Origin of the sequence: Neoalteromonas facilis, assembly GCF_002807665.1 — a bacterium.
GTDB lineage: Bacteria > Pseudomonadota > Gammaproteobacteria > Enterobacterales > Alteromonadaceae > Alteromonas_E > Alteromonas_E facilis.
The window spans coordinates 531,919-557,459 of record NZ_PEAY01000001.1 but is presented as its reverse complement, the minus strand read 5'-3'; the positions used below and the strand labels follow the sequence as shown (position 1 = coordinate 557,459).

General features: G+C 44.3%; 24 protein-coding genes. 16 read left to right on the top strand and 8 right to left on the bottom strand.

Features of this window, described 5'->3' with window-relative positions; translation table 11 throughout:
* Positions 1-200: 200 nt before the first annotated feature.
* A complete protein-coding gene (gene astB, locus CSH93_RS02500) occupies positions 201-1,541 on the bottom strand; it encodes an N-succinylarginine dihydrolase (protein ID WP_100641633.1) in 1,341 nt (446 codons plus the stop codon).
* A gap of 260 nt (positions 1,542-1,801) precedes the next feature.
* Here astB and topA point away from each other — a divergent pair, with 260 nt between their 5' ends.
* Genes topA through CSH93_RS02485 form a run of 3 tightly spaced genes read left to right on the top strand, consistent with a single transcriptional unit; the run spans position 1,802 to position 5,439 of the window.
* A complete protein-coding gene (gene topA / locus CSH93_RS02495; protein WP_100641632.1) occupies positions 1,802-4,432 on the top strand; it encodes a type I DNA topoisomerase in 2,631 nt (876 codons plus the stop codon).
* 18 nt (positions 4,433-4,450) lie between these two features.
* A complete protein-coding gene (locus CSH93_RS02490; protein ID WP_100641631.1) occupies positions 4,451-4,996 on the top strand; it encodes a DUF2058 domain-containing protein in 546 nt (181 codons plus the stop codon).
* Positions 4,997-5,004: 8 nt separating this feature from the next.
* The gene (locus tag CSH93_RS02485) at positions 5,005-5,439 is read left to right on the top strand and encodes an acyl-CoA thioesterase (RefSeq protein WP_100641630.1); all 435 of its coding nucleotides are present in this window, start codon (positions 5,005-5,007) and stop codon (positions 5,437-5,439) included.
* Positions 5,440-5,504: 65 nt separating this feature from the next.
* On the opposite strand, the gene CSH93_RS02480 is transcribed toward CSH93_RS02485, so the two are convergent.
* Positions 5,505-5,849 (bottom strand): hypothetical protein, encoded by a 345-nt coding sequence (locus tag CSH93_RS02480; RefSeq protein WP_100641629.1) that lies wholly within the window; start codon positions 5,847-5,849, stop codon positions 5,505-5,507.
* Between the two features lie 97 nt (positions 5,850-5,946).
* Here CSH93_RS02480 and CSH93_RS02475 point away from each other — a divergent pair, with 97 nt between their 5' ends.
* The 4 genes from CSH93_RS02475 to CSH93_RS02460 are packed head-to-tail and all read left to right on the top strand — an operon-like array spanning position 5,947 to position 9,126.
* Positions 5,947-6,708, top strand: a complete 762-nt coding sequence (locus CSH93_RS02475; protein ID WP_100641627.1) for a Nif3-like dinuclear metal center hexameric protein — start codon at positions 5,947-5,949, stop codon at positions 6,706-6,708.
* 8 nt (positions 6,709-6,716) lie between these two features.
* Positions 6,717-7,484, top strand: coding sequence for a methyltransferase (locus tag CSH93_RS02470; protein ID WP_100641625.1), 768 nt, complete (start codon positions 6,717-6,719; stop codon positions 7,482-7,484).
* Positions 7,485-7,508: 24 nt separating this feature from the next.
* Positions 7,509-8,393 (top strand): peptidylprolyl isomerase, encoded by an 885-nt coding sequence (locus CSH93_RS02465; RefSeq protein ID WP_240615470.1) that lies wholly within the window; start codon positions 7,509-7,511, stop codon positions 8,391-8,393.
* Between the two features lie 10 nt (positions 8,394-8,403).
* Positions 8,404-9,126, top strand: coding sequence for an SDR family NAD(P)-dependent oxidoreductase (locus tag CSH93_RS02460; RefSeq protein ID WP_164078275.1), 723 nt, complete (start codon positions 8,404-8,406; stop codon positions 9,124-9,126).
* On the opposite strand, the gene CSH93_RS02455 is transcribed toward CSH93_RS02460, so the two are convergent.
* The gene (locus CSH93_RS02455; protein ID WP_100641619.1) at positions 9,123-10,133 is read right to left on the bottom strand and encodes a 2-hydroxyacid dehydrogenase; all 1,011 of its coding nucleotides are present in this window, start codon (positions 10,131-10,133) and stop codon (positions 9,123-9,125) included. The genes CSH93_RS02460 and CSH93_RS02455 overlap by 4 nt on opposite strands.
* Positions 10,134-10,143: 10 nt before the next feature.
* Positions 10,144-10,626, bottom strand: coding sequence for a glutathione peroxidase (locus CSH93_RS02450; RefSeq protein ID WP_100641617.1), 483 nt, complete (start codon positions 10,624-10,626; stop codon positions 10,144-10,146).
* A gap of 112 nt (positions 10,627-10,738) precedes the next feature.
* On the opposite strand from CSH93_RS02450, the gene CSH93_RS02445 reads away from it, so the two are divergent.
* A complete protein-coding gene (locus CSH93_RS02445) occupies positions 10,739-11,611 on the top strand; it encodes an NAD(P)-dependent oxidoreductase (RefSeq protein WP_100641615.1) in 873 nt (290 codons plus the stop codon).
* A gap of 5 nt (positions 11,612-11,616) precedes the next feature.
* On the opposite strand, the gene CSH93_RS02440 is transcribed toward CSH93_RS02445, so the two are convergent.
* Positions 11,617-13,287 carry a response regulator gene (locus CSH93_RS02440; protein ID WP_100641613.1) on the bottom strand — a complete coding sequence of 557 codons (1,671 nt, stop codon included), beginning with the start codon at positions 13,285-13,287 and terminating at the stop codon, positions 11,617-11,619.
* Between the two features lie 225 nt (positions 13,288-13,512).
* On the opposite strand from CSH93_RS02440, the gene CSH93_RS02435 reads away from it, so the two are divergent.
* Genes CSH93_RS02435 through CSH93_RS02415 form a run of 5 tightly spaced genes read left to right on the top strand, consistent with a single transcriptional unit; the run spans position 13,513 to position 18,826 of the window.
* Entirely contained in the window at positions 13,513-15,003 is a 1,491-nt protein-coding gene (locus tag CSH93_RS02435; RefSeq protein WP_100641610.1) for a CoA-acylating methylmalonate-semialdehyde dehydrogenase, read from the top strand.
* Between the two features lie 13 nt (positions 15,004-15,016).
* A complete protein-coding gene (locus CSH93_RS02430; protein ID WP_100641608.1) occupies positions 15,017-16,171 on the top strand; it encodes an acyl-CoA dehydrogenase family protein in 1,155 nt (384 codons plus the stop codon).
* 8 nt (positions 16,172-16,179) lie between these two features.
* Entirely contained in the window at positions 16,180-17,331 is a 1,152-nt protein-coding gene (locus CSH93_RS02425; protein WP_100641606.1) for an enoyl-CoA hydratase/isomerase family protein, read from the top strand.
* Positions 17,331-18,218 carry a 3-hydroxyisobutyrate dehydrogenase gene (mmsB, locus tag CSH93_RS02420; RefSeq protein ID WP_100641604.1) on the top strand — a complete coding sequence of 296 codons (888 nt, stop codon included), beginning with the start codon at positions 17,331-17,333 and terminating at the stop codon, positions 18,216-18,218. The genes CSH93_RS02425 and mmsB overlap by 1 nt, the downstream gene beginning before the upstream one ends.
* A gap of 47 nt (positions 18,219-18,265) precedes the next feature.
* Positions 18,266-18,826 (top strand): D-glycero-alpha-D-manno-heptose-1,7-bisphosphate 7-phosphatase, encoded by a 561-nt coding sequence (locus tag CSH93_RS02415; protein WP_100641602.1) that lies wholly within the window; start codon positions 18,266-18,268, stop codon positions 18,824-18,826.
* On the opposite strand, the gene CSH93_RS02410 is transcribed toward CSH93_RS02415, so the two are convergent.
* Both CSH93_RS02410 and CSH93_RS02405 read right to left on the bottom strand, forming a co-directional pair.
* Entirely contained in the window at positions 18,823-20,361 is a 1,539-nt protein-coding gene (locus tag CSH93_RS02410) for a DUF3413 domain-containing protein (protein WP_100641600.1), read from the bottom strand. The two genes, CSH93_RS02415 and CSH93_RS02410, sit on opposite strands and share 4 nt — an antisense overlap.
* A gap of 4 nt (positions 20,362-20,365) precedes the next feature.
* Positions 20,366-20,578 (bottom strand): YejL family protein, encoded by a 213-nt coding sequence (locus CSH93_RS02405; protein ID WP_100641598.1) that lies wholly within the window; start codon positions 20,576-20,578, stop codon positions 20,366-20,368.
* A 218-nt stretch (positions 20,579-20,796) separates the two neighbouring features.
* Here CSH93_RS02405 and yejK point away from each other — a divergent pair, with 218 nt between their 5' ends.
* The 3 genes from yejK to CSH93_RS02390 all read left to right on the top strand — a co-directional run bounded on the left by yejK (position 20,797) and on the right by CSH93_RS02390 (position 23,633).
* Complete coding sequence (yejK, locus tag CSH93_RS02400) at positions 20,797-21,837, top strand: nucleoid-associated protein YejK (RefSeq protein WP_100641596.1); 1,041 nt, start codon at positions 20,797-20,799, stop codon at positions 21,835-21,837.
* 91 nt (positions 21,838-21,928) lie between these two features.
* Entirely contained in the window at positions 21,929-22,837 is a 909-nt protein-coding gene (locus tag CSH93_RS02395; RefSeq protein WP_100641594.1) for a 6-carboxytetrahydropterin synthase, read from the top strand.
* Positions 22,838-22,856: 19 nt separating this feature from the next.
* Positions 22,857-23,633 (top strand): M23 family metallopeptidase, encoded by a 777-nt coding sequence (locus CSH93_RS02390; protein ID WP_420807238.1) that lies wholly within the window; start codon positions 22,857-22,859, stop codon positions 23,631-23,633.
* On the opposite strand, the gene CSH93_RS02385 is transcribed toward CSH93_RS02390, so the two are convergent.
* On the bottom strand, positions 23,630-25,435 hold the full coding sequence (locus CSH93_RS02385) for a M61 family metallopeptidase (protein WP_164078274.1): 1,806 nt from the start codon (positions 25,433-25,435) through the stop codon (positions 23,630-23,632). The genes CSH93_RS02390 and CSH93_RS02385 overlap by 4 nt on opposite strands.
* Positions 25,436-25,541: the final 106 nt, after the last annotated feature.

Below are 25,541 nucleotides of genomic sequence, written 5' to 3'. Positions count from 1 at the left end.
CAACTATGTCTCGTTGAATCAAATTTTTGCAACGTTACAAGCAGGTTTTAACCGATATTTAAACGATATTAGATAGAGTACTTACGTTATGTTTGTGGTTAGAGTATCGATGAATAAGATTAAGTGTTTTAGCCAATGGGCAAGTGAACTTTGGAGCAAAGTAAAAGCCCCCGGTGAAACGAACTCCGGGGGCTTTGGATTTAGTCTTTTTGGAATGGGTACACTGAACCCAATTTCATGATTTGAGTTAATTCATCAAGCGCTGTGCGTGACTCAATCAGAAGCTGTGGGTCACATAAATCTTTTACCGACAGTTCATCACGGTAATGCTTATCGACCCACTGATTTAAACGCGCAAACTGATTGTCGTTCATTAGTGCGTTTGGATTCACAGCAGCAAGTTCTACGTCATTCATGGCTACGCGTAACCGCAAACACGCAGGGCCACCGCCATTTTGCATACTTTGCTTAACGTCGAAGTATTTAACCTGCTTAATAGGTGTGCCCAATGTGACCAGCTTGTCTAAATACTGCTTCACCGCTGCACTTTCTTCACATTCGGTGGGGGCAATAATCGCCATTTCATTGTTGGGCAACGTAATAATTTGCGTGTTAAATAGATAGGTCTTAACAGCGTCCGCGACGCTGACTTCAGCGGTCGGAACTTTAATAAAGTGTACTGGACTGTCGCCAAACTTACGTTGGATCTCAGCTAGCTTCTTGTCGGTATCGAGGAAAGCTTGCTCGTGATAGAACAATACATTCTGATTTCCTACAGAGATAACATCATTATGGAATACACCCTGATCGATTACATCAGGGTTTTGTTGGATGTACACGACACTGTCATCACTTAATCCATGGAGGCGAGCCACTGCCTGACACGCTTCATATGTGTGGCGAGCGGGGTACTTAACGGGCGCGGGTTTACTTGTATCAAACGCATAGCGACCATACACAAATAGCTCAACGCCAGAAAACCCATATTCGTTGCATAACCGAGTGTGGTTTGCTGCACCTTCATCGCCAAAATGCTCATTGTCTGGCAAATGCTTATGGTGAGCAAAATACTTTTCGTTCGCGAAAATCGCTTTCAAAATATTGCCCGTTACCTGTGGTTCCAAACTACGGTGAAACTTGTTGGTTAGGTTAGCCGGCGTGAAATGCACTCGGCCATCTGCCGTGTCTGCGCTGGGTGAGACGGTCGCAGCATTTGCTGTCCACATACTAGATGCTGAACAACAAGCAAGAAAAATCTGAGGCGCTTGCTCATATGCATCCTTTAATACGCGTTCATCACTGCCGGTGAAACCTAGTCGGCGTAATGCATATATGTCTGGACGTTCTTGAGGCGCTAGCATGCCCTGAACCATACCCAAATCAGAGAGTGCTTTCATTTTTTGCAAACCCTGTTTAGCGGCCTGTTTGGGGCTACTCGTTGCATTCGCATTATTCAATGATGCAACGTTGCCATATGACAAGCCTGCATAGTTGTGTGTTGGTCCTACAAGGCCATCAAAATTCACTTCAAAATGCTGCATATACTCAGTTTTTCCTGCTCTATTATTATTGGAGGTGCAACGCATTATACGCATTTAAAGGGGGCTGCCAATCGAGATGGTTAAAAAGTGAACAGTTGAATTGATGTAAAAACCACCAATTGTGCGTAAGTATGAAGAAGAACTTGTTTTCTATTCACTTTGCCGATATATGTTAAAAAAGAAAAAAGTACCGCGACAGTGGTGTTAGTTGCGAGAATGTTGTTAAAAACCATTTAAAATCATAGGTTTAATTTAATTTAATGTCGAAATCACTGGTTATTGTGGAGTCTCCTGCCAAGGCGAAAACAATAAATAAATATTTAGGGAAAGATTTTATTGTAAAATCTAGCGTCGGCCATGTTCGCGACCTCCCAACGAAAGCGTTAGGTAAAGTAGAGCCGAAAAAACCGGCAAAAGAACTTAAGCAATTATCGGAAAAAGAACAGCAAACTTACCTACGCAAACATGAATACTTGAAGTTAGTTGATCGTATGGGTGTTGATCCTGAAGATAATTGGCGCGCTCACTATCAAGTACTTCAAGGCAAAGAAAAAGTTGTCAATGAACTGAAAAAGTTAGCCAAAACCGCTGACACTATCTATCTCGCAACGGATTTGGATAGAGAGGGGGAGGCGATTGCATGGCACCTTCAAGAGTTACTTGGCACTAAAGACAAAGAATATAAACGCGTAGTGTTTAACGAAATCACCAAAAATGCTATTCAAGAAGCGTTTGAGCACCCTGGTGACGTAAATACTGCGAGAGTGAACGCACAGCAAGCCCGACGCTTTCTTGATCGCGTTGTTGGCTTTATGGTATCGCCGTTACTGTGGAAGAAAATAGCCAGAGGCTTGTCTGCGGGTCGTGTGCAATCAGTTGCTGTTCGACTAGTGGTTGAGCGAGAGCGCGAAATTAAGGCGTTTGTTCCTGAAGAGTTTTGGGATGTACATGCTGATCTTAAATCGGGAGCAACCGATTTACGCATGCTGGTTGCAAAACAAAATGGTGATACATTCAAGCCTAAAAATAAGGCCGAGACGGATAAAGCGGTCGCGTTGTTAACTTCGTCAGATTACGAGGTATTACAACGTGAATCAAAACCGACATCAAGCAGACCGAGTGCCCCTTTTATAACGTCTACATTGCAACAAGCCGCTAGTACACGCTTAGGGTTTGGCGTTAAAAAGACTATGATGATGGCGCAGCGCCTGTATGAGGCGGGCCACATCACATACATGAGAACTGATTCAACTAATTTGAGTCAAGAAGCGGTTGCGAGCTGTCGCGATTATATTGCAGAAAACTTTGGCTCAGCCTATTTACCTGAAAAACCTAACTCATACGGAAGCAAAGAAGGTGCGCAAGAAGCTCACGAAGCGATAAGGCCTTCAAATGTTGCTATTAAGGCAAGTGCATTGGGTGACATGGAACGTGACGCTCAGAGGCTGTACGAGTTGATTTGGCGCCAATTTGTGGCATGTCAGATGCCCCCTGCGAAATATGATGCGACAACTATCCGCGTCAAAGCCGGCGATTTTGAATTGACTGCGAAAGGTCGAGTATTGAAATTTGACGGTTGGACCAAGGTCCAACAGCAGATCCGCAAGAAAGGAGACGAAGAATTAACGCTCCCCGATGTTAAAGTTGGCGATAAGCTGAACTTGCAAGCATTGGATCCTAAACAGCATTTCACCAAACCGGTTGCCCGCTTTAACGAAGCTTCATTGGTTAAAGAGCTTGAAAAACGCGGTATAGGCAGACCGTCTACTTATGCCAGCATTATTTCTACTATCCAAGATCGTGGTTATGTTCGCCTAGAGAATAAACGCTTTTACGCTGAAAAAATGGGCGAGATAGTGAATGACCGGTTGATGGAAAACTTTGATGATCTGATTGGTTATGATTTCACTGCCAATATGGAACAGCGCCTTGATGATATCGCTGAGGGTAAGAAAAACTGGAAGTCAGTGTTAGACGAGTTCTATAAAGATTTCTACCAGAAACTGTTGCAAGCCGAAAAAGATCCTGATGATGGTGGAATGCGTCCCAATCAGGCAGTTCCAACCAATATTGATTGTACTTCGTGTGGTCGTAAAATGAATATACGGACTGCAAGTACAGGTGTTTTCTTAGGTTGCTCGGGCTATAACTTACCGCCGAAAGAACGTTGTACTAACACAATGAACCTGACGCCGGGTGACGAAGTCATCAAAGTAGACGATGAAGAAGAATTAGAAACCGAAGCGCTGCGTTCAAAACGTCGATGTGATGTTTGTGGAACCGCGATGGACAGTTATCTCGTTGATGAAAAACGCAAACTTCATGTATGCGGTAATACGCCGACTTGTCCGGGCACGTATGTTGAAGCCGGTACGTTTAAGCTTAAGGGTTATGATGGTCCCATTATCGAATGCGATAAGTGTGGGTCTGACATGGAGCTCAAAAATGGTCGCTTTGGTAAATACTTCGGGTGTACCAATGACGCATGTAAAAACACGCGGAAATTATTGCGCAACGGTGAGCCAGCGCCACCTAAAGAAGATCCTGTAGATTTGCCTGAATTGCCTTGCCAAAACAGTGATGCTCACTTTGTCTTGAGGGATGGGGCGTCAGGTATATTCCTTGCGGCGCATAATTTCCCTAAATCAAGAGAAACGCGAGCGCCTAAAGTTGAAGAGTTAGCACGTTTTCGCGATCGCTTATCGCCTAAGTTTTATTATTTGGCCGATGCACCCGCACAAGATCCAGATGGAAACTTGGCGGTCGTAAGGTACAGCCGCAAAACGAAGCAACAATATGTGATGTCAGAAAATGCTGAGGGTAAGGCCACGGGCTGGTCCGCTTGGTACACTGATGGGCAGTGGAAGGTTGACGATAAGCGTAAGAAATAATACAGGTTATAAAATATTATGGCATTGTCGCTACAAGAACAGTTGCTAAAAGCCGGTGTCGCAGATAAGCAAAAGGCAAAGCAAGCCAGAGCTGATAAGCGCAAAAAGCAAAAGCAGAAACAACCGCTGGATAATGAGGCCAAAGCAGCAGCACAGGCATCGCTTGAAGCAAAAAAAGCAAAAGATAAGGCGTTAAACGACGCGCAAAATAAAGTTAAGCAAGAGCGCTCTATAGCGGCTCAGGTTAAACAGCTAATAAACTTAAATAAGCAGCCACGAGCTGGAGGTGAAGTTGTACTCAACTTTACCCACGATAATAAAATCAAGCGGCTTTATGTTACGGATGCGCTCCACAAAGGTGTATTAAAAGCCAGATTAGCAGTGGTTCAATTGGAAGATGAATACGAATTGGTACCGATTAAAGTGGCTGACAAAATCGCAGAGCGGAGTCCAGAAACCGTTGTCTATATAGCGGATCTTTCAGCCGAAGAAACGTCAGCCAGTAGCGAAGAATCTGATAATTGGTACGCTGATTTTGAAATTCCTGACGATTTGACCTGGTAGCTCAGAGCATGCAAGCTGATGTGTTGCTGAGGGTTAGGTTTGCTGATTGTGATCCGCAAAATGTGGTTTTTAATGCCCGCTATGCGGATTACGTAGATGTGGCGAGTACCGAGTATCTGCGTGGACTGTGTGGTGGTTATGACAAGCTTGAGGCGCAGGGGTTTGCAACGCAAGTCGTCAACCTGAATATCGATTGGCACTCTTCTGCCCAGTTTGACGATGTGCTGCTTTTATCAATGCAATGTGAGCATATTGGAAATTCGTCTTTTACCTTGATGTGTTCAATGATGCGCCATGAGGATAGTACACCTATTGCAACCGCGCGCGTTGTCTATGTTTTTATGGATTCAACAGCAACAACAAAGTGTAATGTACCTGATTGGATGCGAGCCGCATTGTCACAGAAAAAAGTGCATGGTCCAGTCAATATGGCTGGCTTGTGAAACGTTAACGTGAAGTGGATTAAATGATTGGCTAAGCGAGTTGTTCGCTTAGCCTAAAGCATTTACTAGCGCGGTAGAATAGCGCTTGGGTCATTCGCTTTTAATTGATCATTCCAATGAGCTTTGACTGAGAATGCACCTTTGCTTGCTTTTTTCGCGGCTTTCTTCGCAGCGGGCTTTTTGGCCGCAGGCTTTTTTTCGCTGGCTGCTTTAGCCGGTTTTTCTGCCTTAGCAGGTGCTTCGCCACCCATAGAGTCGGCCAGTTCATTTAACTGAGCAAGACGCATATTCTTTCCGCCATCTACACTGAACCATCCGCCTTTTGCTTCGATCGCTGGCGCTTTACCATTTTGCTTCGTGTAGGCAAGGGTAAACTTTTCGATAACTTTATCTTTATCTAACGCTGCCATGATGGATTGATTTCCTTTTAGTTGTTATTAATAAGATAATCTAGCATCTGTTTTATACCGATATTTACTAACAAAGTCTAATTTACAAAGGTTTTACATGTCGATTACACAAAATGCCTTGGTGCAATACCTGGACAGCTACTTAAATGTTGCCAAAATTCGAGACTATTGCCCGAATGGCCTGCAGGTTGAAGGTAAACCTAATATCGAACGGATTGTGACCGGGGTGACAGCCTCTCAAGCGCTTATTGATAAAGCTATCGAACTCAATGCAGATGCAATTCTGGTTCACCATGGTTATTTTTGGAAAGGGGAAGATCCATGCGTAAAGGGCATGAAAAAGCAGCGCTTAGCGAAAATTCTGCGTCATGATCTGAATCTATTCGCCTACCATTTGCCATTAGATGTGCACCCTGAGGTGGGTAATAACGCTCAATTGGCTGCAAAGTTAGGCATTGATGTAGGCGTCGGTTTAGATGCTCACGATCCCTTTAGCGTGGCATTAAGAGGGCGATTTAAAGATCCCATTACTCATGCTGAACTTGTCCAACGGATTGAAGAGAATATTGACACAAAAGTCCTCAGTGAAGGGGATGCGAACGCTGTCATCGAGACAGTTGCTTGGTGTACTGGAGGCGGACAAGGTTATATTGATTCAGCAGCAGAGCAAGGTATTGATGCGTTCATCAGTGGCGAAGTGTCTGAGAAAACCATCCACACAGCTCGCGAAATGAACGTGCACTTCTTTGCTGCGGGACATCACGCAACAGAACGCTATGGTGCCAAGGCGCTGGGAGAGCACCTTGCAGAGAAATTTGGACTGGATGTACAGTTTATTGATATTGCTAATCCGGCGTAAAGCACTGCATGACTCATATTAAAACAGATCAAAGTTTTGATGGTATCGCCAATAAATTCGATAAAAATATCTATGGCACAACTAAAGGGCAATTACGTCAAGCGGTGCTCGAAAGTCGCTTAACACCAATATTAAATACAGAACCATCGCTCTCGCTGATTGATATCGGCGGGGGCACTGGAGAAATGGCGCGATTTGCGCTTAATCTGGGCCATTCGGTATTGATCAATGACATTTCTAATGAAGCCATTGAATTAGCGAAATCCAAGTTATCTGAATTCAGTCATGCGAGTTTTAGTTGTGACGATCTGCACAATATCGAAGCAGAGCCAGCAGATTTAGTGCTGTGCCATGCCGTGCTCGAATGGACGATAAAACCCTTCGAAGTGCTGGCGAAAGTAAAGTCTCTGATTAAACCTGGCGGCCTGTTAAGTCTTACGTTTTTTAATTACGATGCTGCACTATTTGGTAATGCGCTTTACGGTAATTTTGATTTGATTAGACAAGGCATGGTGACGAAAAATCGAGTGCGATTGAACCCGAATAATGCACAAAGGCCGAAAGACATACTGGCGCATCTAGCAAAGGATTACGATATTTTGAGCACAGCAGGGATTAGATGTTTCCATGATTATATGCGCGATCGGGAACATCAAACCCTCAAGTATTCCGAATTACTGGCATTAGAACTCGAATATGCTGAAAAAGAACCCTACAAGTGGCTAGGAAAGTATTTTCATATAATTGCAAGGCATCAGCCCGAACAACCGATTTAACTCTCAACCCTAGGAATGATGGTAATGGAATTTATAACTCGAATAATGTTAATGCTGTCTTTGGTATTCGTTGCAAGAGTTGCGTTCGCAACTGAACCAAAAGAAGAGCTTCCCGAGCGTTTGGATCAGCAACAATTAGTGTATCTGTATACTCAAGAGGGAACGGTTATTATTGAATTGAGTGATAGCATTGCGCCTAAACATGTTGAACGTTTCAAACAGTTGGTCAAAGAAGGCTTCTATGATGGTTTGAGTTTTTACCGCGTGATTGATGGTTTTGTCGCTCAAGCAGGCGATCCATCAGAAGCAAAAGAATCTCAATACCGCTCTCCACTCAAAGCAGAGTTTAGTCGCACTAATAAAGATTTCGAGAACGACTTTACGCTGATCCAATCACCGGAGTTCCTTGCTGAAGAAACCGGGTTTATCAATAATTTTCCAGCGGGTAGAAGTGTAAAAGATGACCGCCAATGGTTATTGCATTGTCCCGGAGCTGTGGCAATGGCACGCTCGACTGAGGCCGATTCTGCTACCACTGAATTTTATATCGTTATAGGTCAAGCCCCGCGCCATTTGGATAGAAATATGAGTGTGTTTGGTCAAGTTGTTTATGGTCTGGAAGTGGTTCAGAAGTTTATGCGAGGAAATCCACAACAGGCTGGCGGCGTGATAGAGAACGAAGAAAAGCGTTCGCTTATCGTTAAAGCGTTAATGGGGACCGACGTTAGTGTACAAGAACAAATTGCACTGGAACGTCTAGGAGCAGACTCTTCGGCGTTTCAAAAACGTATAGAGAGTGCCAGAACGCTGGATAATCCTTTCTATCACTATGCCGGAAGCGGCAATGTAGATGTCTGTTATTATCGACCACGAGTGACTGTCACCGCTACTGTAAGTAGCGATGAGTAATGGAAAGGCTATGAGTATATTGATCACGGGAGCCGGGCGCAGACTTGGGCTAACGCTAGTAGAGCATTTCCTCGCTCAAGGAGAGCATGTTACTGCGGTTACGCGTGGTGGATGTGATGAGCTACATCGATTGAAACTGCGCTTTGAGCACGAACTTGCTATCGAAGTGATAAGTAATTACTCAATAGAAGGGCTAGAAGCGCTTATTGGCCGCTTGGGCCAGCGTAAATTTTCACTCTTGATCAATAATGCCTCAATGTTTGAAGATGACCAAACATCAAGTGGTGTGCAGGCAGCATATAATCAATTCACCCATTTTTTTGATGTGCATATGGCATTTCCTGCGCTGTTAGGAGATTGGTTTTACACGCAGTATGCGCCCACACAGGATGGACAAAGCGGATTGATCATCAATATAACAGATATTTATGTTGCTAATCCTAAACCTGGCCGGGCTTTTTATTCGGCGACTAAGGCAGGATTGGAAAACCTAACGCTGTCGCAGGCAAAAGAGTATGCACCTAAACTTCGAGTGAATAGTATTCAACCGGGAACGATGAAGTTTCTGCCAGAACATGACGAGCAAACGCAACAACAGGTACTCGCGCACAGTTTATTCCAATATGAAGCGGGATTTACACCGTTAGTGCAAGCCATTGAGTATTTGATGGGCAATTCATTTGTCACTGGGACGGCGTTGAAAGTCGATGGTGGGCGATCGCTCGCACGTTAGTCGGCTAGCCCGAGAAAGCGTTTAACGACAGGTTTATTGTTCACATAGTCATGTATGTTTTGCAGCGTAACATTTGCAATTTCATTCATGGCTTCTTGAGTAAAGAAACCTTGGTGACCGGTAATGATTACATTATGGAAAGTTGAAAGGCGTTGAAAAATATCGTCTTGGATCACTTCACAACTGTGATCTCTGAAAAATAGCTCAGACTCCATTTCGTAAACATCAAGGCCTACATATCCCACATGATGGCTCTTCAAGCCTTGTATGAGTGCCGATGTATCGATTAACCCACCTCGCGATGTATTAATCAGCATGACACCGGGTTTCATCTGAGCAATAGCGTTTTCATCGATCAAATAGCGATTCTCTTGGGATAACGGACAATGTAAGCTGATGATATCTGCACTTGCAAACAGCGTCTTTAATGAAACGTACTGACATTGCTCAGAGGTTATAGACAAGTCCGGGTAGGGATCATGACATAAGATTTTGCAGCCAAACCCGCTTAATATTCTGACAAAGGCTTTACCAATGTTGCCTGTGCCAATAACACCGACGGTTTTGCCTCGCATGGTAAAACCCATTAACCCTTGTAGATCAAAATTGCCTTCTTTAACCCGATTGTAGGACTTATGCATTTTTCTATTCAGCGTGAGGATAAGTGCCACTGCGTGCTCAGCTACCGCCTCTGGCGAGTATTGAGGTACGTGACTTACGGCAATACCTACCTCATGGCATTGGGCAATATCGACATTATTGTAGCCAGCGCAACGTAGCGCTATGTGTTTTACCCCCAACGCCGCCAGCTCTTTGACAACAATTGCGTTCAGTTCGTCGTTGACGAACACGCATACGCAATCACAACCCTGCGCTAACGAAACGGTTGTTTCATCCAGCCGGGCTTCAATATGTTTAATATCGATAGGAAACGAGGCACTCAGTGGATCAAATACAGTTTGGTCGTATCGTTTGCTGCTGAAAAAACCAACTGTAATTTGATCCATAGGATAGACCTTACAGTAACGCTTCTATTTTGTTTTTAAGTGCTTCAGGTTTTGTAGTGGGGGCAAAACGTTCAACAGTATTACCGTTACGGTCAACCAAAAACTTGGTGAAGTTCCATTTGATGCCTTTACTACCTAGCAAGCCTGGCGCATCGTCCTTGAGTTGTTTGAACAGTGGCGATGCATTGTCACCATTCACTTCAACTTTTTTGAACAGCGGAAAACTGACATTAAAGTTAAGTGAACAAAACTGTTGTATTTCTTTATCATCACCGGGCTCTTGATGACCAAACTGGTCACAGGGGAATGCTAAGATCGTAAAACCCTTATCCTTGTATTCATCATACAGCGCTTGCAAACCATCATATTGCGGTGTGAATCCACATTTGCTTGCCGTATTGACGATCAAAATGACTTGCCCTTCAAAATCTTTAAGCGATTTCATTTCGCCATTGTTTAAAGTGACTTCATGTTGATAAATTGGCTGCGACATTTCGTTATCCTTTTATTATCATCGGCATGAGTATAAACGAATCATAGCCTGAGTGTGATCACTTCTGTTGATTGAAAGGGCTTTTCTCACATTAATGAAGAGAATAGAAATAATGCAAATAACTGACATAGCATTTATTGGGTTGGGCGTGATGGGTTATCCCATGGCGGGACACTTAGCCAATGCAGGCCTTAATGTCCGTGTGTTTAATCGCACCATTAGCAAAGCAAAAGCCTGGTGCGAAGACTACAACGGGGCATATTTCGATACGCCTAAAGCGGCATGTGAAGGCGCGCAGTTAGTGTTGATGTGCGTGGGGAATGATGATGACGTTCGTTCTGTCGTTTATGGCGAGAATGGCGTATTAGCTGGTACTTCAAGCAATGCTATCGTGGTCGATCATACTACCGCCTCCGCAGAGCTTGCCAGAGAACTCGCACAGGCGTGTAAAGCAAAAAACATTGGCTTTCTTGATGCTCCCGTATCTGGCGGACAAGCGGGTGCTGAGAATGGGCAATTAACCGTTATGGTTGGTGGCGACCATTTAACCTTTGATACTGCCAGTTCAACGCTTAGTCATTATTCGCGCTGTATACGTCTTATTGGCGAGTGTGGGGCAGGTCAGCAGGCCAAAATGATGAATCAAATATGTATAGCCGGTATTGTACAAGGCTTAGCTGAAGCGCTGCATTTTGGTCAGTCAGCAGGGTTAGATTGCGAAGCGGTTATTGACACGATCAGTAAAGGTGCAGCGCAATCCTGGCAGATGGAAAACCGCTACAAGACCATGCTAAAAGGTGATTACGACTTTGGTTTTGCGGTGGATTGGATGCGTAAAGATTTGGGCATTGCACTTGCTGAAGCGAACAAACACGGTGCCAGATTACCCTTAACCGCGCTAGTTGATCAGTTTTATGCGGATGTTCAAGCGCTTGGCGGCGGCCGCAACGATACGTCTAGTTTGTTGCGGCGCTTTACTCAATAAACTCGTTACGCTGATAGTGTTTCACTGCTGATCACTTGTGGTACAGGAAAAGCGTCCTGTGCCGCATAGCGTTCATAATCTTCGTTTATTACGTCGCTCAACTCTTCAAGACGTTGGCGATTGGTTTCCGATAATTGTTGGTGCTGTAAGTGGTCAAGTAGCGGTAATGCATGCACGCCTTTAAAGTTCGACTTTTGATCACGCACCATACTCTGTAGCAAGTTGATGGCAAACGCAGGGATATGTTCAGCCAATTTATGCGCGTTAAAAAATTCACTGAGTGCGACGTCATTGTGTCCGGCAATAAAGGCTTCGGTACCTTTTTTGTTGTGCTCTAGTGCTGACTGTTCGGCTAGGCCCATAGCCTTTTCACTTTCTACTAATTGCGATTCAACCATCACGTGCTCGATTTGATCATCTAATGTGGCTGATTTTAGGGCACACAGTTCTAAAATTTGTTGTGCTCTGGATTCATCTCCAACGGCGAACCAAACTTGTGATGCAATCATCATGGTGCTGGTTTCACTACGAGAAAAATCGTGCATCCATTCATTTTCGAGCAATTTTTGCGCTTTGTCTGTATCACCTTCTAATACATGGGAATAGCACAACATGTAATCTCTGCGTTGATGAGCTTGGCGATCCGCAGCATTGCGAGAGGCATTGCCTATTAATCTTCGGGCAATATGCAGATTTTCTTGACGCTCATTAGCTTTTAAATTGACAGCATGGCGAATATGGCAATCGGCTAATTCAAAGGTTAATTCGTCGCGTTGCTCACGCACGCTCATTTGACTCAGGCGCTTTTTCTCTAGGAACTGTATTGCATCGTCTAAACGTTCTTGCATTTGATAGGTGAGGGTCTTCAGACGCGTTGCTTGCATCGTTAGTTCGCTCATTTTGATGTTATCTAGCCAACGTTCAGCTTTTTCAAAATTCTTTTCTTCGAATGCGATACAGGCCAACCATTCATAGGCTTTGTTTTGGGTAAATTGTAATTCAAGTAAATCACCAATGGCTGACTGACAGCTGTTCCAATCACCCTGCATAAATAAGCATTTAATTTTGCCCCAGCGTGCCCAAATAACATTGTTGGAGCGATTTAATACCGATTGATACAGTGCCATGGCAGAGTCATAGTCTTTCATCAACATCAAAATACGCGCACGCAGTTTCAATAGGTGGATTTTGTAACGCTTGGCGTTTGGATCTTGTATGACTTTATCCAGAGCTTTCAAAGCTTGCTCATACTGTTGTTTATCCAATGCGTGCAATACATTAGCAACAAGTTTTCTGATCGCCATGTATTGAGTCAGTACTTGTTTGATTGAGCGAATGGTATAGGGTTTGACGACGAGAAAGTCAGGCTGAATATCGAGGATCTGTCCAATCGTCTGTGCTGTTTGGTCAGATGTAATAAAAATAATGCCGGTAGAGGGTTTAAGCATGCCGGATTTCTGCAAACTTTTAACCCATTCAACGCCGTTTTTATTTTGCCCTAAATGAAAATCACTGATCACAATATCAACAGATTGCGTACGCAATGCAGCTTTTAGCTCTTTGCCATTGCTAAAGCTGAATATATCCAACTGGCCTAACGCCAGTAGGTGGCTACGTAAATGAATGCGTGCACTGGCGTTATCTTCAACGATGGCTAAACGCAAGTTCTGTTGCATAATGTAAACGGCTGTCTGCTGATTTATTAGTCAGCATAGCAAGTTGAGTTGCAAACATCATTATTCTGTTGCGGTTTTGTTATTGATTGATATAACCATTGCAAAAATTACGCGCGCGTCACAAAATTTTTACAAGAGTTAGGGCCGTGTCCGACCAGTTTACGTTTACGTTAAGGTAAGATGCGGGTATCGTACACCCAAATTACTGTGAACTAGGAAATCTCCATGCATACTGTTCCTTTGCTAATCAACGGTGAATTCGTTGAATCTAAAACCGAAAAATTCATTGCGGTAACTAATCCAGCTAATAATGAAGTGATTGCTCAAGCCCCTGTTGCAACTGATGATGAAGTTGAAGCGGCAATTGCGTCAGCGGAGAAAGCCTTTGAAACATGGCGTAAGATCCCGACGCCTGAGCGTGCGCGCGTTATGATGCGTTATCAGCATTTGCTGAAAGAGCATCATGATGAGCTGGCGACTATTTTAGCCAGCGAAACCGGTAAAACGTTTGATGATGCGAAAGGCGACGTGTGGCGTGGTATAGAAGTGGTTGAACAAGCCATGAATATTCCGGCACTTATGATGGGTGAAACGGTAGAAAATGTTGCACGTAATATTGATACCTACAGCTATATTCAACCATTAGGTGTATGTGCCGGTATTACGCCATTTAATTTCCCTGCGATGATCCCGCTTTGGATGTTCCCAATGGCCATTGCCTGCGGAAATACGTTCGTGCTTAAGCCTTCTGAGCAAGATCCTTTGACGCCTATTCGTCTCGCTGAATTGTTTATTGAAGCTGGCGCGCCTGAGGGGGTTTTGAACATTATTCACGGTGGCAAAGAGCAAGTTGATATTTTACTAAACCACCCAACAATCAAAGCTGTTTCTTTCGTTGGGTCAGTGCCAGTTGGCCAATACATCTATCAAACTGCATCAGCCAACATGAAGCGTGCACAATGTTTCGCCGGTGCTAAAAACCACACAGTCATTATGCCGGATGCGAACAAAGAACATGTACTGAATAACATGGTAGGCGCTTCAGTGGGTGCCGCGGGTCAGCGTTGTATGGCGATTTCGGTAGCTGTATTTGTTGGCGACAGTAAAGATTGGGTTGAGGAACTAGCGCAACGTATCGCGAAAGTACGTCCTGGTATTTGGGATGACAAAGATGCTGGTTTTGGCCCGTTGATCAGCCCTCAAGCTAAGGCGCGTGTATTAGATCTCATTCAGTCTGGTAAAGATGAAGGCGCGACCTGTTTGGTAGACGGTTCAAACACGACGGTTGAAGGATATGAAGCCGGTAACTGGGTTGGTCCAACAGTATTTACTGACGTAACGACGAATATGCGTATATATCAGGAAGAGATTTTTGGTCCGGTATTATGCTGTATGTGCGTAGACACACTAGAAGAAGCACTTGCTCTCGTTAACGCAAACCCATACGGCAATGGAACATCAATCTTTACTAACAGTGGTGCTGCAGCTCGTAAGTACCAGAGTGAAGTTGAAGTGGGTCAAGTGGGGATCAACATTCCTATTCCTGTGCCACTACCATTCTTCTCATTTACTGGCTGGAAAAATTCTTTCTATGGCGATTTGCATGCTTACGGTAAGCAAGCGATTCGTTTCTACTCAGAAACCAAAACGATTACGTCACGTTGGGTGGAAAATGACATTCCGTCAGGTCCAAATATGACGATTTCATTGAGATAATGGGAAGGTTTTGATGAATTTTGAATTAACTGATGATCAAATCGCTTTTGCTGAAACGGCGAAACAATTTGCAGACCAGGCGTTAGCGCCTTTTGCTGCTGAATGGGATCGAGAACATACGTTTCCGACCGACACCTTTCGTCAAGCGGGAGAGCTTGGGTTTTGTGGTCTTTATTCGCCGGAAGAAGCGGGCGGCCTAGGTTTATCGCGTTTAGATTCGTCGATCATATTTGAACAGCTATCAATGGGGTGTACCACGACAACGGCTATGTTAACGATACACAACATGGCAACGTGGATGATTTCTACTTGGGGGACTGATGAGATTAAAGCACAGTGGTGTGACGATTTAGTCAGTGGTCAAAAGCTAGCTTCATACTGCCTCACCGAACCAGGTTCAGGCTCGGATGCTGCGTCATTGAAATCTAATGCCAAGCGTGAAGGTGATGAGTATATCCTCAATGGTTCAAAGGTATTTATTTCGGGTGCGGGCTCTACAGATGTACTCGTAGTCATGGCAAGAACAGGGGCTGATGGTGCTAAAGGCGTATCTGCTTTTGTTGTGCCGGCCGACGCCGAGGGCGTAGGGTACGGGAAGCCGGAAGAAAAAATGGGCTGGAATGCACAACCCACACGTATGGTCACGTTTGATAATGTACGTTTACCGGCTAGCGCATTGCTTGATCAAGAGGGCAATGGTTTTAAACTTGCTATGCAGGGGCTGGACGGCGGTCGTATCAACATTGCGACATGCTCTATCGGTACTGCACAGCAAGCACTGAATACTGCCCGCGAGTACATGTTGGAGCGTCAACAGTTTGGTAAACCCATCGCGGCATTTCAAGCGCTGCAATTCAAGTTAGCGGATATGAATACAGAGCTAGTCGCAGCGCGACAACTCGTGCGTCTTGCTGCCAGCAAAGTTGATAATAAACATCCTGATCGTTCCACATACTGCGCGATGGCGAAGCGATTTGCCACTGATGTTGGTTTTAAAGTTTGTAATGAAGCGCTTCAGATCCATGGTGGTTACGGCTATATCAAGGAATATCCATTAGAGCGTCATGTGCGTGACGTTCGAGTACATCAGATTTTAGAAGGTACAAATGAAATTATGCGCGTGATCATTGCGCGTCGTCTATTATCAGATGCAGCCGAGATACTATAAGGATTGCTATGACAGAACAAAGTGTACTGTGTAAAACCCTTGATGCTGCCGAAGGTGGCAAAATTGGTTATATTCAATTAAACAAGCTCAAGGCACTGAATGCCATCGATTTGTCTATGGTTCGCCGAATAGACGCACAACTCGTTGAATGGCAGAGCCAAGAGGATATTGTTTGTGTCATTTTAGATTCTGTTGGCGATAAAGCTTTTTGTGCTGGTGGCGATGTCGTGTCTATGTACAACGCCATGGTGCAAGAACCGAAAAAAACGCCTGCGTTCTTAGAAGATTTTTTCAATTACGAATATCAATTAGATTTTCGTATTCATACTTATGAAAAGCCTATTATCGTCTGGGGTAAAGGGATCGTAATGGGCGGCGGTCTTGGTCTCTTCAATGGTGCCAGTCATAGAGTCGTCACTACAACATCTCGCATCGCAATGCCAGAAATTACGATCGGTTTGTATCCTGATGTGGGGGGCAGTTGGTTTCTGCCTAAAATGCCGGGAAAAGTCGGTTTGTTTTTAGGCCTCACGGGCGCAAGTATTAATGCAACAGATGCGTTGTATTCCGGCTTGGCGAATTTCTATGCGGGAGAATATAGCATTGACGACTGCATAGATGCGCTAGTACGCCAACCCTGGCCATCTGAAAAGATGTCGAAGAATGCTATTCGCGAAATGCATACCTTGGTCAGTGATGTCTTGCTGACCTTCCACAATATATCTCAAGATAGCAAACCAGAAGGGTTTATAGAGCCATTGCAGAAAGCGATTGATGCTGCCTGCTCTGCAGAAGATGTGAACTCGATTGTCGATAACATTCTGGCATTAGACAGTAGTAACAATAAGTGGCTATCCAAAGCGCAAAATAGCTTGGCACATGGCTCTCCAATAACGGCTTCGATCGTTCTTGAGCAATTGAAGCGTGGTGAGAGTATGAGTTTAGCCGACTGCTTTCGTATGGAGCTAGATTTGTCCTGTCGTTGTGGTGAGTTTGGTGAATTCGCAGAAGGCGTCAGAGCACTTCTGATTGATAAAGATATGCAACCAAAATGGCGCTACAGCGCTATCAAAGATGTTCCACAAGACACCATTGATTGGTTTTTCTCTTCTCCTTGGGAGCCAAGTGAGCATCCGTTAGCAATGTTAGGGAAATCATAATGAAAAAAATTGCATTTATTGGATTGGGTAACATGGGTGGCCCAATGGCTGAAAACCTCGTAAAGCATGGCTTTGCGGTGACTGTTTTTGATTTAGTCGATGCAGCCATGGCACAACTTAAATCGGTTGGCGCAACAACTGCTAGTAGCGCTAACGAAGCGGTTAAAGGTGCTGATATCGTTATTTCAATGCTACCTGCTGGGGCTCATGTACGCTCTCTATACAGTGCTGAGCAAGGGGTATTGAGTGAATTAAGCCAAGGCTGCTTGGTTATTGATTGCAGTACCATCGATGCAGACTCTGCAAAAACGGTGGCTAAACAACTCAGCGACTGCGGCATACGTTTCATCGATGCGCCCGTATCAGGCGGAGTAGGCGGCGCGAAAGCAGGCACGCTAACGTTTATTGTTGGCGGTGAAGAAAGTGATTTGAATGAAGCAATGGAAGCCCTAAATGCTATGGGAAAAAACATTTTCCATGCGGGCGCTCACGGTGCTGGTCAAATTGCCAAAATATGCAACAACATGCTGTTGTCTGTTTTGATGGCGGGTACATCAGAAGCGCTTCAAATGGGTATTGATAACGGATTAGATCCAAAAGTGTTATCAGAAATCATGTTGAAGAGTTCTGGGCGTAACTGGACATTAGAGTTATACAACCCTTGTCCAGATGTTATGGAAAACGTACCGTCAAGCAATGATTATCAGGGGGGGTTTATGGTCGATCTAATGAAAAAGGATCTATCATTAGCTATGGAATGTGCGGCCCAGTCAAATTCTACTGTGCCTATGGGTTCACAAGCTCAGAATTTGTATAAACTGCACAGCAAGCAGGGCAATGGTAAACTCGATTTCTCGAGCATTTTTAAACTGTTCTCCGCGCGCTAGTCAACGCAAAACGCTAGGCGCCGAGGCATTACAGGGTAAAGTAGGTCATGGCGGCTAGCGCAACTCCAGCACTTTTTCTCGATCGAGATGGCGTTATCAACGTTAATCATGGGTATGTCTATAAACCCAGAGATGTTGACTTTATTGATGGGATCTTTGGTCTGATCAAGCGCTTCAATGATGCAGGTTATAAACCTGTAATTATTACCAATCAATCCGGTATTGCACGGGGGATGTATTCAGAAGATGAATTCTTCCATGTGATGGACCTATTCCAAATCGAATTCAAAAAATGCGGTATAGGGACAATTCCCGTCTATTTTTGTCCCCATCATCCAGAATATGGTGAGCACAATGATTGTGATTGTCGTAAACCTAAGCCTGGCCTTTTTACGCTTGCGGCCACCGAACAAAATATCGATATGGCGCGAAGTATCATGATTGGTGACAAATTAACGGATGCGATTGCCGCTTCTCGTGCCGGGGTTGGGCGTTTTGTATTGTTTGATCCCATGGGGGAAGAGGAGACCAAGCTCGCCAGCCACCGGAATCAAATAACAACTCCGATGGTGCAAGTGGTACATACACTGGACGATATCAATCCTTAGCGTGAAGAGAAGCGACTTAAATGTTTAATCGCTTGACTGAATAGGTCAGTGTTTAACGTTGCAGTGCTGCGATTCCCATTGGCAATATCGCTGATATTGTAGTTACCATTACTCATCACTTCGGTGCGAAGGTTGCCGTGTAGCAGAATAATTTTGTCACCACTGGTTGTCACTACCCATTGGCGCTGTGGTTCTAGTAAATTTTGACCGGTTGAATACAAACCAACGTCCGCATTACATCCCATCATATTCAAAGCTGTTGGGATCAAATCTTCGGTGCTTGCCATCGCCGAGTCAATATCAGCAGAAGAATACAGCGTACCTGCTGTTTCTGGCGATTCAGGGTTGTAACCGGTAGCGATTAACAAATGCGCCTTACGTATGCTAGGTAGTGTAAGCCATTGCTCAATATCGGCTGCGGCAGCGAAAACAACAACTATCTTACCGCCGACGATGCTATTGGCGAAACGCAAACCATCTTGACTGACGATTGCAGCGCCTTTGTGCTTCACTAGGCCAGGGTCGGTATCTACAACGATTGGGATATCGAATGCCTCAGCCATATCAAACAAAACTGGCGTACGGTCACTGAGAGTTTGAGAATAAATCTCAGGAACGCCGTACAAGGTTGTATTCACCAGTGAACTGATATCCGTTGAAGAAACATAAAAACGCGGATTTTTGCGCAGATCCATGTCATCCAATACGCCGATAGGTTGAGTATCGGTTTGAACAAAAATAGCGAGTGATTGCTCTGAACTTATGCTGCAAAATAGCGAGGATAAGGGATAGGTAACCGTTTTTAGATGCGGATTAAATTGCAGCTGCTTGCGTTGTTGGTAGCTTTCTAAATCCAATAGTTCATATCGAGATAACAGTGTTTTAGCCGTCGCAGGGTAGGACAGTGGAAACATGTTATCTTGCTTTATGATGGGTTGGTAAAGCCGCGCATCTGCCCAAACGTGCATGGCATGGCTTGTTACAAAGCACAGCACAAACAATCCAGTCACAGGAACGCCCACCTTGTGTTTGGTTAAGCGTTCAATTCGTTTCCAAATCGCATTAGCGATAACCAACTGAAAAAGAAACCACACAACAAACAGTAGCCCAAGGTAGCTCCACTCTTGCCAACCAAACAAACTCAATTGGTTTTGCGTTTCCGATCGAACCAGTGCCGCAGAATTAAGCGTTATGTGAAAACCTGTGCGATTAAAGATGAGCGCATCGAGAGCCAGCAGCGCTAACCCAATGGCTGCGATTGCGGAACCACTGCCTTTCACAAAGTTAGAGTTGGTTACCCAGTAACATTGGGGGAGAACAAAAATGACAAACCCACAAAAAGTCAAAAAGCCAATGTGGCCGAACCAATTAGCGAATAAATAAACGGTTCCGATCCATGTCCCCGATTGCGGTGACGAGAAAACAAAAATTGACGAAATGATGAGAGCTAAAAGTATATTCGCTAGCGCAAACCAATGCCCCCAATTAACTAACTTTGTAACACGCTGTCGACGCGGCGATTCTGCTAAAATCATAGGGTTACTTCACGCTTTTTAACATTGCTTGGCTGAATTGTTCGGCCATCGCTTGTCGCTGGTTCTCGTCGTATTGTTGGGTGAGTACAGTTGTAACGGTGTTACCCAATACCATCAGCGCCAAGTCACGACCACATTGATGTTTATTTAGCACATCAACTAAATCTTGCATGACTGATTCGATTTGGGTGTTGGAGTAACGTGATTGTATTGGCATGCAGATCTCAATTTTTTATGTAGTTTTTGTCAAAAGGCATGGATTTTTATTTAGATCGATTATAATCCCTGCTTTCACGATAACAAAGTTTATCGCAAAGTTTACCCGATTACGCAACAAGGCCTTGAAAATTCATGCTGTTTTATCGCTTTGTTGCCAAAAGTATAGTCAGAAAAGTGAAATTTTGTCGTTCTCTCGACTGAGGAAATCTTGAATCAATGAGTGCAGTCATACACCAGTTTATTGTTCATCAACTGCTCGTGAAATCTGAACAGAAATTAACCTTATTACCTCGCGAAGCCTGTATTGAGGTTACCCCTTCAATAGAAACGTTGGTTGCGCAAATTAACCATGCATTTAATGGTAAACCAAGTAAAGGTATAGGTAAGTTTGCTGCACCTGAAGACGAACAAGCCTTTATATTCGAACAGGCGCTAAATCAAATGCTGATTGGCAGTGAATCAGAAAGCAGTGAAGAAACCTTTCAACACTTTACGCAAGCAGCAGCGCAGCATTTAATTGCGACTATGGCTGATATGCAGATGGTTGAAACGGGGTTTTTGGTGTTTTGTCGTTATGAGTATTTAGCAACAGATTACCTGATGGTCTGCCTACTTAATACACAGCAACATGTACACGTGGATAAGCAATTAGAGCTTACGATTAGTGAGCACCTGGACTTAGCCAAAATGCAATTAGCGGCTCGCATTGATCTGACTCAATTGAGTGTGCAGCCAGAGAAAGCTCGATACATTAGCTTTATAAAAGGGCGCATGGGACGAAAAGTGGCTGATTTCTTTATGGCCTTTTTAGGTTGCGAAGAATTGCTCGACATCAAACAGCAAAATGCACAATTGCTTAACAGTGTTGATGACTATCTGGCCAGTGAGCAGCTTGATGTGCAAGAAAAGCAGCAACACCGTGATACGGTGAAAGAATACTATAAAGAAAAGATAGCCAGTGGCGACGATATTCAGCTTAGCGAGCTGTCAGCAAAGCTACCGTCTGATGCGGCTGAGAATTTTGACTTCAGTCAATTTGTCCAAGCGTCTGAAACGCCAATAGAGGATACTTTTCAACCTGATCGAGCGGTGATAAAGCAGTTGGCTAAGTTCAGTGGACAAGGTGGGGGGGTTACGTTGAGTTTTGATCGCAATCTATATGGCGATAAAGTTAAATACGATGCCCATACGGACACGCTGGTTATTCGCGGCATACCACCCAACCTAAAAGATCAGTTAATGCGCAGCGAGAAATAAAGCAGTTCGCGTCGCACATATTGGTGAAACCCCGTTATACTATGCAGCAAATGGGGTTTAACTCCCCTTATTTAAAGAAATTAAAGGTACTATGCAGTTATTTGTTAATGATTTAACCGTAATGGATTTTTCTTACCTCTGCGCTAAGCGCGGAATGGTAGGGGAGAGTTGGATTGTCGATGTCGTTTTAGCGGGTGAGCTCAACGAAGAAAGCATGATCCAAGATTTCGGTAGGGTTAAGAAAGATCTTAAGCGCTTAATTGACGAGTACGTCGACCACAAGTTGCTAGTACCGGTGGAATCTCCTAGTACGTCGGTCATTCATCATACAGATGATGGTATGGTGCAAGTCAATTTTGAGCGGACCTGCGCTGGGGAGAGCGACGGTGAAGCGGTTACTCAGGATGCCAGCATCTACATGTATTGCCCTGATGAAGCTTACGCATTTGTCTATGCTGAACAAGTGGATATGGCATCAGTAAGTCAATATCTCAAAGATATCATTGCAACGCACTTACCGGATAATGTTGATGATATTACGCTAAAGCTGCGTACTGAAGTGATACCGACACCGTTTTATCACTACACTCATGGTCTCAAGAAACACGAAGGGAACTGTCAGCGTATTGCACATGGGCATCGTTCAAAAGTAATCGTGTATGAGAACGGTAAGGAAAGCATTGAAGCTGAACATTATTGGTCAACGCGTTGGTGCGATATCTACATAGGCTCTCAAGAGGATGTCATAGCGCCTGCACAATTAAAGTTATCGGGTATTAACAAATCCTTTGATTATGCACACTGCTTTGCTTACGAAGCGTCTCAAGGCTATTTTGAATTGGTGATCGCGAAAGCTGAAAGTGAAATTATCGATACTGACTCAACTGTGGAATGTTTGGCGCAGTATATGTTGCAGGAGCAACAGAGAATGGAACCCGATAAAGAATACGAAGTGATTGCTTTTGAAGGCGTTGGTAAGGGAGCAATTGCGCGTGTATAGATGCTTAGGTTTATGTTTACTGGTGTTTTCATCATTCCTATGTGCTGCACCCTTTGCATTAATCGATACGCCACAGCCAGGTGCATTGGTAAGAGGCAAGCTAACCCAACCTGCTACGTTATATTTTGACGATAAAGTGCTGAAAACGAGCGCTAACGGATGGTTTGTATTTGGTGTTTCAAGAGATGCTACCGGTGAGGTAATGTTACGCTGGGAAAACCATGAAGGTAGTGGTGAAGAGCGTTACGCGTTACCCGCTCGGGAGTACGATATACAACGAATTGATGGCTTGCCTCAGAAAATGGTGACGCCGCCAGAGTCAGTATTGGAGCGCATTCGCAAAGACAATCAGCAAGTGGCAAAAGGGCGCAGTATAAATACTGATTTTGAGTATTTCGCGCAATCGTTTATTTGGCCAGCTGAAGGCCGTATTAGTGGTGTATACGGTAGTCAACGTGTACTCAATGGTGAGCCTAAGCGACCTCACTATGGGGTTGATGTGGCAGGGCCCGTCGGCACGCCTGTCATAGCGCCTGCGGATGGCGTTGTCACATTATTTGTGCCGGATATGTATTATTCTGGTGGCACGTTGATTATTGATCATGGACATCAAGTAACGTCGACATTTATTCACTTGCACAAAGCGCATGTAAAAGCAGGAGATAAAGTCAAACAAGGTCAGCTCATTGCTGAAATTGGTGAAACTGGACGCGTAACTGGTGCACATCTAGACTGGCGTATTAATTGGGGATCAGTAAGAGTCGATCCCCAATTGCTGGTTCCTGCTCGTGATTAATTAAAACCTAACCACTGCTCAAGGCGCTCGAGATCTGCAATTTCAATATATGCAGTGTCAGCGGCTTGCGAAGACAACATACAGGGTAGGCTGAGCAGGCGACCATCTCGAATCACGGTCAGGCTAACCTGAGTGTTTGGCTGCTTTAAAAGCCGAGCAAGGTTCATAGGGGTTACAACCCATTGATCAATTGCAATTAGCTTATCGCCAACCTGTAACCCGGCATTGCATCCATTGCTGGCTTCTCTTACTTGTTGTACCAATACGCCAGTGTCTGATGATTTTATATTGATGCCTAATGGATTCAGCATAGGCTGAATGGCTTTCTTGCCACCCACGTCGTCAAAGTTTTCAGCGTGGGTGATTTTCAGCTTCAATCCTATCTTATTCAATACATCTGAAAGTGGTAATTCACCTGGTTCATAAACTAACTGATTGAGTAACTCATCTACAGGTTGTCCGATCAATCCTGACACTATTGTATGGATAACATTGTCCGGTGTGCCTTTGTTGTGCTTGCCGTATTCGTGCCACAGGGTGCGCATTACGTCATCCATTGAGTAGCGGCCTTGAGATTTTTCGCGAATGTAGACATCTAGGCACAGCGCAATTAAGCCTCCTTTGGTGTAATAGCTCACAATATGATTAATAGAGTTAGCATCTTGCTGATAGAAACGTGTCCATGCGTCGTAACTGGAGTCGGCAGCACTTTGTTTTAATCGGCCTGGGTTGCGCAGCAATCGAGTGATATTTTTACTTATCATCGCGGTGTATTGTTCGGGGGTAATGGCTTTGGCGCGAGCTAGCGCTAGATCATCATAGAAACTGGTGAAGCCCTCATAGATCCACAGCTGATTCGTGTATGACTCTTTGTCTAGCTGATAGTCAATAAACACCTCTGGTCGAGTGCGTTTAACATGCCATGTGTGCAAAAATTCATGGCTACAAAGGGCGAGAAAATCGCGGTAACTGTCTGTTTTTTGAAAATCGGTTGCTGCACCTTCACCGACTAGCGGTAAGTCCCAACGTGGATACATTAGCACCGTTGAATTAGTATGCTCTAGGCCGCCAAAACCGGTTTCAGCCAACAACGTCATAAACCAATATTTGTTTATTGGCGCCTTATCGTTAAATAAATCCACGTGTTGTTGAAGAATTGGTACCAGATCATCGGCTATTCGCTCAACATCGAGGGGCAACTTTCCCGTAAATAACATGACAATGTCGATATCGCCTACTTTAAAAGTATGTTCGAGTAGAACACCAAATAGAATCGGGTAATCAATTAATGTTTGATAATTGTCTGCTTGATAGTGACCCAAACCACTTGAATCGTTTTCTATTGCAGGCATACCGGTGCGTACTTGCCAATCTAGTCGCTGGTATTTTTCACCCATCGACAAATGAACGGTACATGGTTTACTAGCGTGTTCTTGTACGCACAAGAACGCGCTGGTGCCATTAATAAAACCAAATTCATCGTTTAAATATGCGCTTCTGACAGAGTAATCAAATGCATAGACGAGATACTCCACAGTCAGAGCTTGACCATCAGAGTGCACTGTCCACGTTTGCTTGTCTTCTTTATGCCAAGGGAGCGGGTCTCCTTTAGCACTTTTTACGGTGAACATAGACAGGTTTTTATTAAAATCCCTGATCATGTAGCTACCTGGGATCCACGCAGGCATTGTCAGTGTTAGTTGGTCTTGTTCGTGTGCAGTAATATCTAACTTCACATGAAACAAATGCTGACTTACCGAATGTGGACTTAAATGATAAACAATAGTTGGTGCATTACCCATATAACCCATGACTCTCTGTGAATAGTGACGCTGCAACAAAGCGCATTGCTTTGTTGGAAAAGGCCGATTATGATTTTAACTTTAAGATTACCAATAATTTGCCGTG